Here is a 13100-nt window from a genome sequence, read left to right on the forward strand (position 1 = left end):
GGGCCGCTCGCGAGCGGTCCCGCGCAGAACGGGGACGACATGGCGGTTTCATTCCAGCAATCCGAGGCGGTCCTTCGCGGTACGCGCATGCTGCGCACGGCGCTTGGCCCGGCCATCGCCGGATTCCTGGAAGACCCGTCGATCGTCGAGGTGATGCTCAACCCGGACGGGCGGCTCTGGATCGACCGGCTCTCGGGGGGCCTGGCCGATACGGGTGAGCGACTGTCGCCCGCCGACGGCGAGCGCATCGTGCGGCTCGTCGCCCACCATATCGGAGCCGAGGTGCATTCCGGCAGCCCGCGCGTCTCGGCCGAGCTGCCCGGAACGGGAGAGCGCTTCGAGGGCCTCCTCCCGCCAGTGGTGGCCGCGCCGGCGTTTGCGATCCGCAAGCCGGCCGTCGCCGTATTCACGCTGCAGGACTACGTGGCTGCCGCGATCATGACGGCCGACCAGGCGGAGATACTTCGCCGCGCCGTCGCTGACCGCAGCAACATCCTGGTCGCCGGGGGAACGAGCACCGGCAAGACTACGCTCACCAACGCGCTCCTCGCGGAAGTGTCGAAGTCGGCCGATCGTGTCGTCCTGATCGAGGACACGCGCGAGCTTCAGTGCGCGGCGCCCAATCTTGTGGCCATGCGCACCAAGGACGGCGTGGCCACGCTGTCCGATCTCGTGCGCTCGTCTCTGCGCCTGCGGCCCGACCGCATTCCCATCGGCGAGGTGCGCGGCAGCGAGGCGTTGGACCTTTTGAAGGCTTGGGGCACCGGACATCCCGGCGGGATCGGCACGATCCACGCTGGCACCGCCATCGGCGCGCTGCGCCGTCTCGAGCAGCTCATCCAGGAAGCCGTCGTCACGGTCCCGCGCGCTCTGATCGCCGAGACCATCGATCTCGTCGCCGTTCTGAGCGGCCGCGGCGCTTCCCGCCGTCTCGCCGAGCTCGCCCGCGTCGACGGCCTCGGTCCTGGCGGCGACTACCGCATCATCCCCGCGACAGCAGCCTCAGCAGGAGATCACGCATGATCACGGCTCGACAGCCATCATTCAAGCAACGTCTATTTGCCGGCCCGGTTCGCGATCGGATCGGCCGCATCGGTTTGATCGCGGCAGGGCTCCTCTACGCGGCGCCGGCCTATGCCAGCGGCTCGTCCATGCCGTGGGAGCAGCCGCTCCAGCAGATCCTGCAATCGATCGAAGGCCCGGTGGCCAAGGTCATCGCGGTGATCATCATCATCGTCACCGGTCTGACGCTCGCCTTCGGCGATACGAGCGGCGGCTTCCGCAGGCTGGTGCAGATCGTGTTCGGCCTGTCCATCGCGTTCGCCGCGAGTTCGTTCTTCTTGAGCTTCTTCAGCTTCGGCGGCGGGGCGCTGGTATGACCGCTGGTGCCCTCGACACCGCCGAGGTGCCCGGCTTCTCCGTGCCGGTGCATCGGGCGCTCACCGAACACATCCTCCTCGGCGGCGCGCCGCGCTCGATCGCCATCCTCAACGGCACGCTCGCGGCCGCGCTCGGTCTCGGCCTGCGGCTCTGGCTCGTCGGCCTCGGCCTATGGGCCGTCGGCCATTTTGCGGCCGTCTGGGCGGCAAAGCGCGATCCGATGTTCGTCGAGGTCACGCGCCGGCACCTGCGCATTCCGGGCTTCCTGGGCGTGTGAGGCGGGCGATGATGAACCTCGCCGAATATCGCCACACGTCTTCGCGCCTCGCCGACTTCCTGCCCTGGGCGGCGCTCGTCGCAGAGGGCGTCGTCCTCAACAAGGACGGCAGCTTCCAGCGCACGGCACGCTTTCGCGGCCCCGACCTCGACTCCGCCGTGCCGGCCGAGCTGGTCGCCGTCGCCGGTCGCCTCAACAACGCCTTCCGCCGACTCGGCTCCGGCTGGGCGATCTTCGTGGAGGCGCAGCGTCACGGCGTCGGTGCCTATCCATCGAGCCGCTTTCCCGATGCCGCCTCCGCGCTGGTCGACGCCGAGCGCAAGGCGGACTTCGAGGAGGCGACCGCGCATTTCGAGTCGAGCTATTTCCTCACCTTCACCTACCTGCCACCGGTTGAGGACGCCGCGCGCGCCGAGAACTGGCTTTACGAGGGCAAGGCCGACCGCGGCGTCGATCCGCACGAGGTCCTGCGTGGCTTCGTCGATCGCACCGACCGCGTGCTGCAGCTCATCGAGGCCTTCATGCCCGAATGCGCCTGGCTCGATGACGGCGAGACGCTGACCTACCTCCATTCCTGCATCTCGACCAGGCGCCATCGCGTGCGCGTGCCCGAGACGCCGATGTATCTCGACGCGCTGCTGGCCGACCACCCGCTCACCGGCGGCCTCGAGCCGCGGCTCGGCGACGCGCACCTTCGCATCCTGACGATCGTCGGTTTCCCGACAGCAACCACGCCGGGCATTTTGGATGAGCTGAACCGGCTGGCGTTTCCTTATCGCTGGGCGTCGCGCGCCATCCTGCTCGACAAGACCGACGCGACCAGGCTGCTCACAAAAATCCGCCGGCAGTGGTTCGCCAAGCGCAAGAGCATCGCGGCGATCCTGAAGGAGGTGATGACCAACGAGGCCTCGGCTCTCGTCGACACCGATGCCGCGAACAAGGCGGCCGACGCCGACCTCGCGCTCCAGGAGCTGGGCGCTGATTACGCCGGAGAGGCTTACGTCACCGCGACAGTGACGGTCTGGGACAATGACCCCCGCATCGCCGCCGAGAAGCTGCGGCTGGTCGAGAAAGTCATCCAGGGCCGTGACTTCACCGCCATGCCCGAGACGATCAATGCGGTCGACGCCTGGCTAGGCTCGCTGCCCGGGCATGTCTACGCCAACGTGCGCCAGCCGCCGATCTCGACGCTCAATCTCGCCCACATGATCCCGCTGTCGGCGGTGTGGGCGGGACAGGAACGCGATGAGCACCTCGCTGCGCCACCCTTGCTGTTCGGCAAGACCGAAGGGTCCACCCCGTTCCGGTTCTCTTTGCATGTCGGCGATGTCGGGCACACGCTCGTCGTCGGCCCGACCGGTGCCGGCAAGTCGGTGCTGCTGGCGTTGATGGCGCTGCAATTCCGGCGCTATTCCCGCTCGCAGGTCTTCGCCTTCGACTTCGGTGGCTCGATCCGCGCCGCCGCATTCGCCATGGGCGGCGACTGGCACGACCTCGGCGGCGGTCTCACGGAAGGATCGGCCGAGAGCGTTTCACTGCAACCGCTCGCCGGCATTCACCATGTCCCCGAACGCGCCTGGGCCGCCGACTGGATCGTCGCGATCCTGATGCGCGAGGGCGTCGCCATCACGCCCGAGGTCAAGGAGCATCTCTGGACCGCGCTGACCTCGCTCGCGAGCGCGCCCGTCGCCGAACGCACGATCACCGGCCTCGCGGTGCTCCTGCAATCGAACGATCTCAAGCAGGCGCTGCGGCCCTTTTGTGTCGGCGGGGCCTATGGCCGCCTCCTCGACGCCGAGCACGAGCATCTCGGTGAAGCGTCGGTCCAGGCGTTCGAGACCGAGGGCTTGATCGGGACCGGCGCGGCGCCGGCCGTGCTCGCCTATCTGTTTCATCGCATCGAGGATCGCCTCGATGGCCGGCCGACACTTCTTATTATCGATGAAGGCTGGCTCGCCCTCGACGATGAGGGCTTTGCGTCACAATTGCGGGAATGGCTGAAGACGCTCCGCAAAAAGAACGCCAGCGTCGTCTTCGCCACACAGTCGCTCTCCGACATCGACAATTCGCCGATCGCGCCGGCGATCATCGAGAGCTGCCCGACCAGGCTGCTGCTTCCGAACGAGCGGGCGATCGAGCCGCAGATCACCGCAATCTATCGCAGATTCGGCCTCAACGACCGCCAGATCGAAATCCTCGCCCGCGCCATGCCGAAGCGCGACTACTACTGCCAGTCCCGCCGCGGCAATCGGCTCTTCGAGCTCGGCCTCTCCGACGTCGCCCTCGCGCTCTGCGCTGCGTCCTCCAAGACCGACCAGGCCGCCATCGACCGCATCCTCGTCGAGCGCGGCCGCGAGGGCTTCCTGCCCGCATGGCTGCGCCACCGTGGGGTCGAATGGGCCGCCGATCTCATCCCAAGCCTCACCAATCTGGAGACTCCGTCATGATCATCCGTCGCTCACGCGCGGCGCTTCTCGCCGCGACGGCTCTTTCCCTTCCGCTGGTACTGTCACCCGTCCTGGTCGCGCCTGCTTCAGCCCAGTGGATCGTCTACGATCCGACCAACTACGCGCAGAACGTGCTGCAGGCGGCCCGCGCGCTGGAGCAGATCAACAACCAGATCACCTCGCTTCAGAACGAAGCGCAGATGCTGATCAACCAAGCGCGCAATCTCGCGAGTCTGCCGTATTCATCGTTGCAGCGTCTGCAACAGTCCATCCAGCGCACGCAGCAGCTCCTCGGCCAGGCCCAGAACATCGCCTTCGACGTCCAGCAGATCGATCGCGCCTTCCAGACCACCTACGGCACTGCCTCGCTGTCCGCGTCCGACCAGCAGCTCATCGCCGATGCGCGAACACGGTGGCAGAACACGGTCGGCGGCTTGCAGGACGCGATGCGTGTCCAAGCCAGCGTCGTTGGCAATCTCGACACAAACCGGACAGAGATGTCGGCGCTGGTCGGCCAGAGCCAGGGCGCGACCGGAGCGCTGCAGGCAACGCAGGCCGGCAACCAGATCCTCGCGCTCCAGGCCCAGCAGCTCGCGGACCTCACCGCTGTCGTGGCGGCCGATGGACGCGCACGCGCTCTTGCCGATGCCGAGCGCGCGGCCGCGGCTGAACAAGGCCGCGAGCAGCGTCGGCGTTTCCTCACGCCCGGCGCCGGCTATCAGCCCGGCAATGCCAGCATGTTCCCGGGCAGCGGCAACTGAGGGGCGCGGCGGTGGATTCCAAACTCCTCGCCCGGATCGGAGCGGTCGCATTTGTCGCCGTCGCGATCACGGCCACGGTCATCGAGCTGACCCGGAAGGAGGAGCGGCCGGAGGCAGCGCTGCCGCGACCGGCACAGACGGGTGCGGCGGACCCGCTGCGCGACGAGCTGTTCCGCTGCCAGAGCCTTGGCGAGGCCGGCCCGCGCGATCCCGCGTGCCCGCGCGCCTGGGCGGAGAGCCGCCGGCGCTTCCTCACGCCGAGCACAACACGCCCGCAGGCCGGGTTCGGATTGCCGAGATTCAGCGGGGAGACGCGCAGCCGCGGCGCCGCGCCAGGCGGCGAGTAGCGCCATGGGGGGCACGGGCGTCATCGACCATTTCCTCGAGGTCTTCACCCGCTACATCGACAGCGGGTTTGGCCTCCTTGGCGGCGAAGTCGCCTTCGTTGCGACCACGCTGATCGTGATCGACGTGACGCTCGCCGCTCTGTTCTGGAGCTGGGGCGCCGATGACGACATCCTCGCCCGCCTCATCAAGAAGACGCTGTTCGTCGGCGTATTCGCCTATCTCATCGGCAACTGGAACAACCTCGCGCGGATCGTCTTCGAGTCCTTCGCCGGCCTCGGACTGAAGGCGAGCGGAACCGGCTTCACGACGGCTGATCTGCTCCGCCCGGGCCGCGTCGCGCAGACCGGCCTCGACGCCGGCCGGCCGTTGCTCGACTCGATCTCGGGCCTCATGGGCTACTGGTCGTTCTTCGAGAACTTCATCCAGATCGCGTGCCTGTTCCTCGCCTGGGCGCTCGTCCTGCTCGCCTTCTTCATCCTCGCCGTCCAGCTCTTCGTCACGCTGATCGAGTTCAAGCTGACGACGCTCGCGGGCTTCGTCCTCATTCCATTCGGGCTGTTCGGGCAGAGCGCGTTCATGGCCGAGCGCGTGCTCGGCAATGTGATCAGCTCTGGCATCAAGGTGCTGGTGCTCGCCGTCATCATCGGCATCGGCTCGACACTGTTCTCCGAGTTCACGGCCGGCTTCGGCGGCGCCAGCCCGACCATCGATCAGGCGATGGCGATCGTGCTGGCGGCGCTGTCGCTTCTCGGCCTCGGGATCTTCGGGCCTGCCATCGCCAATGGCCTCGTCGGCGGCGGCCCGCAGCTCAGCGCCGGCGCGGCCGTGGGCACCGGCCTTGCGGCGGGCGGCGCGGTGGTCGCAGCGGGTGCCGCCGGCGGACTCGCTTTGCGCGGCGGCGCGGCCGCGATCTCGGGCACCGCCGCGGCAGCGCGCGGAGGCGCGACCCTGGCGGGAGGCGCGGCAACTGCCTACAGCCTCGGGGCGGCCGGGCAGTCCGGCGCAGCCGGCATCGCCTCCGGCCTCGGCGGTGTCGCGCGCGCCACCGGGAGCGCGGCCGTCTCGCCGCTTCGCCGCGCGGTCTCGCGCGCGGCCGACAGCATGCGCTCCAGCTACGCGCGAGGCGCCCAGTTCGCTTTCGAGGCGACCGGCGGCGCTTCCACGATGGGCACGATCGGCGGCGGTGACTCGGCTGCATCCACGAGCCCTGCGGCGGAGGGTCCCCCAGCTTGGGCCCGGCGCATGAAGCGCTCCCAGCAGCTCCATCACGGCGTCATGGCCGCCGCGCACGCGATCCGCAGCGGCGACAGCCATGGCGGCGGCGCCTCCGTCAATCTCTCCCAGCGAGATCAATGATGTTCAAACGACCTTCCACGCACTACGGAAAGACCCCAGAATCGGAAACACCCTACCAGCGCGCCGCCCAAGTCTGGGACGAGCGTATCGGCTCGGCGCGCGTGCAGGCGAAGAACTGGCGCCTCATGGCGTTCGGCTGCCTGTTCCTGTCCGCCGGGTTCGCCGCAGCTCTCGTCTGGCAGTCGGCACGCGGCACGGTCGTGCCCTGGGTGGTGCAGGTCGACAATCTCGGTCAGGCGCAGGCGGTCGCGCCCGCGGTTGCCGACTATCGCCCCACCGATCCCCAGGTCGCGTTCCATCTCGCGCGCTTCATCGAGCAGGTCCGCTCCATCCCGGCAGATCCGATCGTCGTCCGGCAGAATTGGCTTCGCGCCTACGACTTCACGACCGACCGCGGCGCCGCGGCCTTGAACGACTACGCGCGCGCCAACGACCCCTTCACCAAGGTCGGCAAGCAGCAGGTCGCGGTCGACGTCTCGAGCGTCATCCGTGCCTCGCCCGACAGCTTCCGCGTGGCCTGGACCGAGCGGCGCTACGAGAACGGCCAGCTCGCATCGACCGAGCGCTGGACCGCCATCCTCACCATCGTCGTGCAGCCGCCGCGTGACGCCGAGCGGCTCCGCGCCAATCCGCTCGGCATCTACGTCAATGCGATCAACTGGTCGCGGGAGCTGGGGCAATGAGCCGAAAGAATGTCCGCGCCGCAAATGCGGCTTTCCGTAAATCCGCAATTCCGGCCGCGCTTCTGTCGGCCACACTGCTCAGCGCATGCGCCACACAGCGGCCGCCGCAAATCACCTACGACTCCGATGTCCCGCCGCTGCCGCCCGTTCCGGCCGTGCTCACCGATGAGCGGCCACGTCCGCTGCACATCCCGCCCGCCTGGACACCCAGCCATGGCGGGGCCGCCGCCAATTCGCCGACGGCGCGCGTGGCGAATGCCAATGCCGCCGCCCGCGTCGAGCCGCGCCGCGAGGGCTATTATAACGCCATCCAGATTTACCCATGGTCGGAGGGCGCGCTCTATCAGGTCTACACCGCGCCGGGACAGATCACCGACATCGCGCTGGAGCCCGGCGAAAGCCTGACCGGCGCCGGCCCGATCGCCGCCGGCGACACCGCGCGCTGGATCATCGGGGACACCGAGAGCGGATCGGGGATCACGCGCCGTGTCCACGTGCTGGTGAAGCCGACGCGGCCCGACATCACGACCAACCTGGTCATCACCACCGACCGCCGCACCTACATGCTCGAGCTGCGCGCCGGCGCCAACCCGTACATGCCAGCGGTGTCGTGGGCCTATCCGCAGCCGACCGCTTCGCAACGTCATGCCGTTCCGGCGACGCCAGTCATTCCCGCCGCCGCGGCGCGCAACTACCGCTACGCCCTGAGCGGCGACAATCCGCCCTGGCGGCCGGTCGCTGTCTACGACGACGGCCGTCGGGTCTATGTCGAGTTTCCGCGCGGCATCGTCCAGGGCGAGATGCCGCCGCTCTTCGTCATCGGCTCGGAAGGCGAGCTCCAGATCGCCAACAGCCGCATCTACCAGAACATCCTGATCGTCGATCGCCTCTTCGGCGCTGCCGAGCTTCGGCTCGGCAGCGGCGACCATCAGCAAACGGTCAGGATCTCACGCAGCGACGGGAGGCCGTCCTCATGAGCGACACCGACGATCGCCATCTCGGAACGAAGGGAGCGAGCGATACCGCGGCCCCCATGCGGCTGCGCGGCGATCCGCCCCGCGTCACCCGATTGTCCCGCAAGGCGTTGGCGGGGATCGGCCTGGTCGCGTCGATCAGCCTCGGCGGCGCCCTGATCTACGCGCTGCAAACCCGCGATGCCGGCCCCCGCAACGAGGAACTCTATTCCACCACCAACCGGCCCACGGCCGATGGACTCGCCGGGCTGCCGCGCGACTACACCGGCCCGCGCCTTGGACCGCCTCTGCCGGGTGACCTGGGCCGCCCGATCCTCAACGCCCAGGATCGTGGACAGCCGGTCGTGCCGCCTAGCATCCAGCCGACCGTGGATGCGGCCGAGCAGCGCCGGCTCGCCGAAGCGGAAGCAGCACGCACGAGCCGTGTTTTCTTCCAGACACAAGCACGGACGGTTGCGGCTTCGACGGCGCCAGGCGGCACCGCAACCAACGCGAACCTGACCGGACTCGGGCTTCCCGGCCAATTCAACACGCCGACGGCGCAAGAGCGCGCCCAGGAGCGGCAGCTCGCCTTCCTCAATGCTGCCGCCGATCGCCGCACCGTCGCCCCGGACCGCCTGATGCCGCCGGCCTCACCCTACGTCCTGCAAGCCGGCGCGGTGATCCCGGCCGCGCTGATCACCGGCATTCGCTCCGATCTGCCGGGGCAGATCACGGCGCAGGTCACCGAGAACATCTATGACAGCCCGACCGGGCGGATTCTTCTCGTGCCGCAGGGCACCCGCATTATCGGCCAGTACGACAACGCCGTGCAGTTCGGCCAGCGCCGCGTGCTGCTGGTGTGGAACCGGCTGATCTTCCCCAACGGCCGTTCGATCGTCCTGGAGCGCCAGCCGGGCGCGGACGCGGCGGGCTATGCGGGCCTCGAGGATGGTGTCGACTATCACTGGTGGGACCTCGCCAAGGCTGCCGGTCTTTCCACGCTGCTGAGCGTCGGCGCCGAGCTGGCGATCGACGACGATGACCGGTTGCTGCGCGCCATCCGCAACGGCGGCCAGGACACGATCAACGATGCGGGTCAGGAAATCATCCGTCGGCAGCTCAACGTTGCGCCGACGCTCACCATCCGGCCCGGCTTTCCGGTCCGCGTGATCGTCACCCGCGACCTCGTTCTCGAACCCTATGGAGCATGAGCAATGGCAAAGCTGAAGCTCGGCGCGCTGGAGGACGACAAGCCGGTCAAGATGACGGTGGAACTGCCGGCAGCGGTCCACCGCGAGCTGCTCGCCTATGCGGAAGTGCTTGCGCAGGAGACTGGTAGGCCTGTCTCCGATCCCGTGAAGCTCATCCCGCCGATGATCGCGCGGTTCATGGCGACCGATCGCGGATTCCTGAAGGCGAAGCGCGCTAGGAGCACCAACGCACTGTGAGTGTCGGGCGCGCGTCTGGCCAAGATTTGGAAGGACCGACGGGCCTTCTACGACGCAGCCTCCAACGCGCCAATGCTCTCCTATGGGCTATGAGCGCAAGGCTGTAAGAGTAGTTCAAACGACTCGTCGCAGAGCCTAACTTGCTTGAAAGCGACGTATCGCCGGGTCAACGCAGGAATAAACGACGTAGCTCTCGTAGTAGGTCAATCTCGCTCGGGCCTGGACGGCGGCGTGCTCGGCGTTACGCGCCCAAGCATGGGCATCTTCCTCGGTCTCCCACTCGGAGATCGACAGCGCCTCTCCATCGGATGCCAAATATCGCTTGAATGCGATGAACCCCTTCTGCAGACGCGCCAACTCTTCCATGCGTGCAGCGTCGGCCGCATAGGCCTCAGCATCCATGTCGGCCCGTTTATAGTTGCGAAAAACGTTGAGATACATGGCAGCAGATCCTCATCGCCATACTTGTCTTCCAAATCAAGATTCGCTCGAGCGCGCACTCAGCGGGGGACAACGCTCTTCCAGAACCTGAATAAATTTGCGCAATGCTGGGTTCTTGTTGCTCGGCATCCAATACGCGCAAAACCCCACGCGGGTTGATCCGTTACCATCACGCGTCTCGCGAAACACGATGCCGGGCGGGGCCGATCCCATGCACGATTCGCAGACCACGGTGATGCCGCGTCCGACACTAACCAAGCTCTTGAGGCTCTCCGCGTTGACGTCCTGATGATCGATGTCGAGTGACTCCCCAGGCGTCACGAGCTTTGCTATGAGAATAGCCTCGATCTCAGGTCCGGGGTCACGCGAACTAAGCACGAAGCGCTCACGCTTCAGGTCGGCCCAATTAAGCACATCTTTGCTGGCGAGCCGATGCGCCTCCGGGAGTGCAATCAAGATCCGTTCGCTCCAGAGCGCCATCGACCTACCGCTTTCCGCGCCTGGCTCTCCAGTAACGATCGCAATATCGATGGTCCCGTTCCGCAGGCCGATATGCAAGCGAGAGCGTTCGTCCTCGACCGTGTTGATGCGAACTTGTGGAAAGCGGTTCGAATAGTCGAATAGTGTGCTACGGAGATTGCCGGCAGAGAGCGAAGTATAGAAGCCGACGACCAGATATCCGGCCTCGCCGCGTCCAGCAGCCTTGGCGTCGTCGATGACGAGCTGTAGTTCGTTGAGCACCCGCCTCACGCCACTGACAAAATCTCGGCCTGCTAACGTCGGCCTGACACCGCCGCTCGTCCGTTCAAACAGCGCGATCCCGAGTTGCTCCTCCAGCTGTCGCACCCCCCTGCTGAGGTTGGATTGCTTGAGGGCGAGCGAGTCAGCGGCCTTACGGAAGCTGCCACAACGCTCAGCGACGTCAGCGTATCGCAAATGTTTGATGTCGATTGACACAAGAGCGCTCGCCCTATCGCGCTAGAAGGGCGCCACAGGAGCCCGAACCGTGTGATAGGCGGCCGCGAAGCGCTCGTGGTCCGCCGACGGGCCGCCTCATCATTGCGTGACGTTTCCCATTCCAGTCGGAGCGTCGCCTCCAATGGCTTACTCCGTGCTCGAACTCATTATCCTCGACGCCGTTAGCTCCTCTCCCAGACGATGAAGTGAGCTGATACATGATTGGCCAAACTACCGGCCGACCCGTGAAGAGTGAGACGCACGCCATTAGCCGGTGAAGGCTCCAGGGCCTCATGCCGGGGCAGCATCCATGATCGGTTGCGGCCTTGTGCAGTAGAGTGCATAAGCGCCGCCGACGAGGACTACGCCAAGCAACGCACCCCACCATTGGCTTAGCGCGTCGCCAACAGAGATGTGCGAGTACACCGCACCTAGGGAATCAAACGCGAAGCCCGCATACGCCCATTCCTTGATGCGCCACGGCACACGCAGCAAGATCGCGGCCACGCCGAACAGTTTTGCGACGCCGATGAACGGTAAGAGGTAGAGCGGATAGCCAAGGCGCTCGAAGACGACAACAGCTTCGGGCACGGACAGAAGATCCGGAATGCTTGCCAGCGTCATAAACGCCGCCAGCAAGCCGTTGACGACCCAAAATGCAATGTTCGCTCTCTTCATTACGCAATCCTTTGCCAATCTAAACCCCAGTGGGCCCGCGGCGGGCCGCAGCCCTAATTGATCGTTCGGGTCTTGATGTGTTCCACGAGCTGCTCGAGGGCAGTGCCCCAGCCATTGAGGAAGCCCATGTCCTCGTGCCGGCGACGGCTTGTCTCGTCCCGATGAAGAGCAGTGGCGGTATAACGAGTCTGGTGTCCGAGCGATTCGAGGCCGATCACTACAGTCATCCCAAACCGCGCTTCATCCGCCGGTCGCCAGCCAGGAAGCAATGTGTCGGTCCAAACCAGCCGTTCGTTTGGGAGTATTTCTAGATAGCAGGCAACATTGTTAACCTCAGCGCTGTCATTGGGCCCCTGCATTACGGTCCTGAATATCCCGCCCGGCCGCAGATCGATTTCGCATTCGATCGTTCGCCAGGGTCGCGGGGTGAACCACGCCTTTAAGTGCTCCGGCTGTGTCCACGCTTCCCACACGAGTTCGCGCGGCACATCAACTACACGCTCCAAGACCAGATCGAGCTTGGGATCGGGCTTCTGTAGTGGCGACTTTCTCATGTGCCGACATCCTGCAATTGACGGAACTCGCCGCGAGCTCAGTTCTGAGGCTTCACATGAGCGGGGTTCATGTACATGACTTCCCAATGATGCCCGTCGGGGTCGAGGAAGCTACGCACTTGCATAAAACCATAGTCCTGCGGGGGCTTGGCTTCGCTCCCGCCAGCTTTGAGAGCCGCGTCGGCGATGCGCGCGACCTCCTCCTTGCTGTCTACGCCGACGGCAATCAGTGCTTCCGCCACTGAGGGTTCCGCGATCGGTTTGTTCGTGAACCCAGAAAACTTTTCGTGGGTTAGCAGCATCGCGTAAATGTCGTCGGAGATCACCAGGCACGCCGCCGTCTCGTCGGTGAATTGAGGATTGAACGTCCAACCAAGCCTTTGGAAGAAATCCTTTGATTTGCTCAGATCTTTGACTGGAAGATTCACAAAGATTTTCGTGCTCACGGAGCGTCCTTTCGATTCGCCTTGAGATGGATGAGATACTCGTCGAGCTGATCGAGGCGGCGTTCCCACAGATCACGCTGTCGAGCCAGCCAGTCTTCCGCGAGCCGCAGCCGCTTCGGCGCCAGCCGGTAGATCCGCACGCGCCCCATTTTCTTTGAACTCACCAAGCCGCTGCCTTCGAGCACGCTGAGATGCTCGACGAACGAAGGCAGCGCCATAGCAAACGGCGCGGCCAGTTCGCTGACAGACGCTGGACTTTCGCTTAGCCGCTCCAGCACCTGCCGCCGCGTCGGGTCGGCGAGTGCCCGGAACACGCTATCGATCGGTTGGAGTGCGGGGGCGGCACTCATTGACTAGACCTTTCCTCC

General features: G+C 66.0%; 17 protein-coding genes. 11 read left to right on the plus strand and 6 right to left on the minus strand.

The window, feature by feature from the left end; genetic code table 11:
- The first annotated feature begins 39 nt into the window (after positions 1–39).
- Genes trbB through RO009_21090 form a run of 11 tightly spaced genes read left to right on the plus strand, consistent with a single transcriptional unit; the run spans position 40 to position 9656 of the window.
- Positions 40–1023 (plus strand): P-type conjugative transfer ATPase TrbB, encoded by a 984-nt coding sequence (trbB, locus tag RO009_21040; GenBank protein ID MDT3687520.1) that lies wholly within the window; start codon positions 40–42, stop codon positions 1021–1023.
- Positions 1020–1379, plus strand: a complete 360-nt coding sequence (locus RO009_21045) for a TrbC/VirB2 family protein (protein ID MDT3687521.1) — start codon at positions 1020–1022, stop codon at positions 1377–1379. The genes trbB and RO009_21045 overlap by 4 nt, the downstream gene beginning before the upstream one ends.
- Positions 1376–1657, plus strand: coding sequence for a VirB3 family type IV secretion system protein (locus tag RO009_21050; protein MDT3687522.1), 282 nt, complete (start codon positions 1376–1378; stop codon positions 1655–1657). The genes RO009_21045 and RO009_21050 overlap by 4 nt, the downstream gene beginning before the upstream one ends.
- 8 nt (positions 1658–1665) lie before the next feature.
- Entirely contained in the window at positions 1666–4104 is a 2439-nt protein-coding gene (gene trbE / locus RO009_21055; protein ID MDT3687523.1) for a conjugal transfer protein TrbE, read from the plus strand.
- Complete coding sequence (gene trbJ / locus RO009_21060; protein ID MDT3687524.1) at positions 4101–4865, plus strand: P-type conjugative transfer protein TrbJ; 765 nt, start codon at positions 4101–4103, stop codon at positions 4863–4865. The genes trbE and trbJ overlap by 4 nt, the downstream gene beginning before the upstream one ends.
- Before the next feature lie 11 nt (positions 4866–4876).
- Positions 4877–5212 carry a putative entry exclusion protein TrbK-alt gene (gene trbK-alt / locus RO009_21065; GenBank protein ID MDT3687525.1) on the plus strand — a complete coding sequence of 112 codons (336 nt, stop codon included), beginning with the start codon at positions 4877–4879 and terminating at the stop codon, positions 5210–5212.
- Positions 5213–5216: 4 nt separating this feature from the next.
- Positions 5217–6569 (plus strand): P-type conjugative transfer protein TrbL, encoded by a 1353-nt coding sequence (trbL, locus tag RO009_21070; GenBank protein ID MDT3687526.1) that lies wholly within the window; start codon positions 5217–5219, stop codon positions 6567–6569.
- A complete protein-coding gene (gene trbF, locus RO009_21075; protein MDT3687527.1) occupies positions 6569–7252 on the plus strand; it encodes a conjugal transfer protein TrbF in 684 nt (227 codons plus the stop codon). The genes trbL and trbF overlap by 1 nt, the downstream gene beginning before the upstream one ends.
- Entirely contained in the window at positions 7249–8229 is a 981-nt protein-coding gene (gene trbG / locus RO009_21080; GenBank protein MDT3687528.1) for a P-type conjugative transfer protein TrbG, read from the plus strand. Before trbF ends, trbG begins: the two co-directional genes overlap by 4 nt.
- Complete coding sequence (locus RO009_21085; GenBank protein MDT3687529.1) at positions 8226–9419, plus strand: TrbI/VirB10 family protein; 1194 nt, start codon at positions 8226–8228, stop codon at positions 9417–9419. The genes trbG and RO009_21085 overlap by 4 nt, the downstream gene beginning before the upstream one ends.
- A 3-nt stretch (positions 9420–9422) precedes the next feature.
- On the plus strand, positions 9423–9656 hold the full coding sequence (locus tag RO009_21090) for a DUF2274 domain-containing protein (protein ID MDT3687530.1): 234 nt from the start codon (positions 9423–9425) through the stop codon (positions 9654–9656).
- A 135-nt stretch (positions 9657–9791) separates the two neighbouring features.
- Here the strand turns inward: RO009_21090 and RO009_21095 are convergent, their stop codons facing one another.
- From RO009_21095 to RO009_21120, 6 genes are all read right to left on the minus strand, one after another.
- The gene (locus tag RO009_21095) at positions 9792–10097 is read right to left on the minus strand and encodes an antibiotic biosynthesis monooxygenase (GenBank protein ID MDT3687531.1); all 306 of its coding nucleotides are present in this window, start codon (positions 10095–10097) and stop codon (positions 9792–9794) included.
- 36 nt (positions 10098–10133) lie between these two features.
- The gene (locus RO009_21100) at positions 10134–11054 is read right to left on the minus strand and encodes a LysR family transcriptional regulator (GenBank protein MDT3687532.1); all 921 of its coding nucleotides are present in this window, start codon (positions 11052–11054) and stop codon (positions 10134–10136) included.
- Positions 11055–11345: 291 nt separating this feature from the next.
- On the minus strand, positions 11346–11732 hold the full coding sequence (locus tag RO009_21105) for a DoxX family protein (GenBank protein MDT3687533.1): 387 nt from the start codon (positions 11730–11732) through the stop codon (positions 11346–11348).
- Positions 11733–11785: 53 nt separating this feature from the next.
- Positions 11786–12286 (minus strand): SRPBCC family protein, encoded by a 501-nt coding sequence (locus RO009_21110; protein ID MDT3687534.1) that lies wholly within the window; start codon positions 12284–12286, stop codon positions 11786–11788.
- Between the two features lie 38 nt (positions 12287–12324).
- Positions 12325–12732: a VOC family protein gene (locus tag RO009_21115; GenBank protein ID MDT3687535.1), complete on the minus strand. Its 408-nt coding sequence runs from the start codon at positions 12730–12732 to the stop codon at positions 12325–12327.
- Positions 12729–13082: a metalloregulator ArsR/SmtB family transcription factor gene (locus tag RO009_21120; protein ID MDT3687536.1), complete on the minus strand. Its 354-nt coding sequence runs from the start codon at positions 13080–13082 to the stop codon at positions 12729–12731. Before RO009_21120 ends, RO009_21115 begins: the two co-directional genes overlap by 4 nt.
- Between the last annotated feature and the right edge of the window lie 18 nt (positions 13083–13100).

Source organism: Pseudorhodoplanes sp. (assembly GCA_032027085.1).
GTDB lineage: Bacteria > Pseudomonadota > Alphaproteobacteria > Rhizobiales > Xanthobacteraceae > Pseudorhodoplanes.